Here is a 2,334-nt window from a genome sequence, read left to right as displayed (position 1 = left end):
GGGGGGGCGGCGGGGGGGGGGGGGGGGGGGGGGGGGGGCGGGGGGCGCGCGCGGGCCCCGCCCCCCCGGGGGGGCCCCCCCGCGGGGCCGCGGGGAACTGCGCGCCCAGCCGCGAAGGGCCCGCAGCCGCCCGACGGCACGGCGTGGCAGACCCGGTGGGCGCTCAGGCGTCGGCATCCAACGCGGGAGCGACAATCGCAAAGGCCCGGTCCGTCAGCGCCGCGGCGTCTTCCGCACCGTCGCTGTCGCTCCACTGCTGCAGCACGGTGTCAAAGGCGGTCAAGGCGACCCCCGCGGCCAGCCGCGGATAGAGATCGGTGGTGGTGGGGGCGAGGCCGAGACGGTCCGCCACCTCCGCCGCCAGTTCGTCGCGCCACTGCGCCTGGCGTTCCAGGAAGCGCGCGCGCAGCGCGGGCGTGCCCAGGATCAGCTGCACCACGCGCAGTGCCTGTTCGGAATGGCCGGCGCAGGCGTTCACGGAGACCAGGACGGTGTGCCGAAGGGCTGCCGAGAGGGACTCCGGCGAGGGGCGGCCCGCCAGCTCCGCGCGCATGTCGGCACCCATGTCGGCCAGGAACTGGACGACGACGTCCTCCTTGGACGCGAAGTACCGGAAGAACGTCCGCTTGGACACGCCTGCGGTGGCCACGATCTCGTCGACCGTGACCGCGTCGAACCCCTTGCGGGCCAGCAGTTTCAGTGCGGCCCCGGTCAGCTCGTCCGCGACGAGCTGACGCTTGCGCTGGGCCAGGCTCGGTTCTGGGCGGGTAGTCACCCCCGCATCGTATACGCCATGGCGTCCATGGCACTCAGGCGCGGCTTGACACTCGATGCCACGTGGGGCAACTTGTGTCGTATGAACAGTCAGCAGCGCTGGACGACCGAGCAGATCCCCGACCAGAGCGACCGTGTGTTCGTCGTCACCGGCGCCAACAGCGGCCTCGGTCTTGCGACCACGCGTGCGCTCGCCCGCAAGGGCGCGAACGTGATCCTGGCCGTGCGCGACGAGGCCAAGGGACGCCGGGCGGTCGCCGAGATCACCGCCGGTCAGCCGGACGCGCAGCTGGAGGTGCGCCGTCTCGACCTGGCTGATCTCGACTCGGTGCGCGACTTCGCCGACGGGCTGCGCGCCGACCATGCGCGCCTGGACGTGCTCATCAACAACGCCGGTGTGATGGCGCCGCCCCGCACGCTCAGCGCGCAGGGCCACGAGCTGCAGTTCGCCGCCAACCACCTCGGCCACTTCGCGCTGACCGGGCTGCTCCTCGACCAGCTGTCGGCGGGCGACAACCCCCGTGTGGTGACGGTGAGTTCGGCCAACCACCGGCAGGCGAAGTTCTTCTTCGACGACCTCTCCGGCGAGCGCAAGTACTCGCCCATGGGCTACTACAACCAGTCGAAGCTCGCCAACGCCGTCTTCGGCTGGGAGCTGCACAAGCGGCTGACCGCGGCGGGCAGCCCGGTGCGCAGCGTGCTCGCCCACCCCGGCTACACGCTGACGAACCTGCAGACGAGCTCGCCGGTCGGCATGGTGAAGCTGCTGTTCGGCAAGATCCTCTCGCCGCTCGCCCAGACCCCGGACCAGGGCGCGCTCTCGCAGCTGTACGCGGCGACCGCCCCGGACATGGAGGGCGGCCAGTTCATCGGTCCCGACGGCATGGGTGAACTGCGCGGTGCGCCCAAGCGGGTCGAGCTGGCCCCGTCGGCCGCCGAGGCTGCGACCGGGCGCAAGCTGTGGGATCTTTCGGAGGAGCTGACCGCCGTCAAGTTCGCCTTGCCGGCGGCGGCTTGAGCGACGTACGACCCGAACTGTCCGAGCGCCGAAGGAACATGTAGGTGACCGCGAAAATCGAGACCGGACCGTGGATCCGCCGGTACCGCCCCGCCCCCAACGCGCGGGCGAGGCTGCTGTGTCTGCCGCACGCCGGCGGCTCCGCGCCGTTCTACCTCCCGTTCGCCCGCTCCATCGGCCCCGAGGTGGAGGTGCTCGCCGTCCAGTACCCGGGGCGCCATGACCGGTACGACGAGCCGGGCGTGGACTCCATCGAGGGTCTGGCCGACGCGCTGCTCGCCGAGGCGCTCCCGTACGGGGACCGGCCGCTGGCGATCTTCGGGCACAGCATGGGCGCCATGATCGCCTTCGAACTCGCCCTGCGTCTCGAGGGGAAGGGGGCCGGGCCGCTCGTCGTCTTCGCATCGGGGCGACGCGCACCGTCCCGGCGGCGTGCGGACGACAGCCCCGTGCATCTGCGCGACGAGGACGGCCTGATCGCGGAGTTGCGGGCGCTCAACGGCACCGACGCGCGGGTGTTCGAGGACAAGGACCTGCTGCTG

At 72.2% G+C, this 2,334-nt stretch carries 3 protein-coding genes; 2 read left to right on the top strand and 1 reads right to left on the bottom strand.

Annotated features, from left to right (window positions below; all coding sequences use genetic code 11):
- Positions 1-163: 163 nt before the first annotated feature.
- The gene (locus tag ACFWY6_RS38560) at positions 164-775 is read right to left on the bottom strand and encodes a TetR family transcriptional regulator (protein ID WP_384700576.1); all 612 of its coding nucleotides are present in this window, start codon (positions 773-775) and stop codon (positions 164-166) included.
- 81 nt (positions 776-856) lie between these two features.
- Here ACFWY6_RS38560 and ACFWY6_RS38555 point away from each other — a divergent pair, with 81 nt between their 5' ends.
- Entirely contained in the window at positions 857-1,792 is a 936-nt protein-coding gene (locus ACFWY6_RS38555; RefSeq protein ID WP_384700574.1) for an oxidoreductase, read from the top strand.
- Positions 1,793-1,836: 44 nt separating this feature from the next.
- On the top strand, positions 1,837-2,334 hold a 498-nt coding region (locus ACFWY6_RS38550; protein WP_384700572.1), incomplete at its 3' end, for a thioesterase II family protein.

This window comes from Streptomyces sp. NPDC059037 (genome assembly GCF_042740015.1).
GTDB lineage: Bacteria > Actinomycetota > Actinomycetes > Streptomycetales > Streptomycetaceae > Streptomyces.
Note: the sequence above shows the minus strand (reverse complement) of the source record. Positions and strands in the feature narration are given on the sequence as shown.

What these genes read in the sequence shown, in the direction of transcription:
- ACFWY6_RS38555 (WP_384700574.1), top strand. Translation starts at nt 857, where the DNA reads ATGAACAGTCAGCAGCGCTGGACGACCGAGCAGATCCCCGACCAGAGC.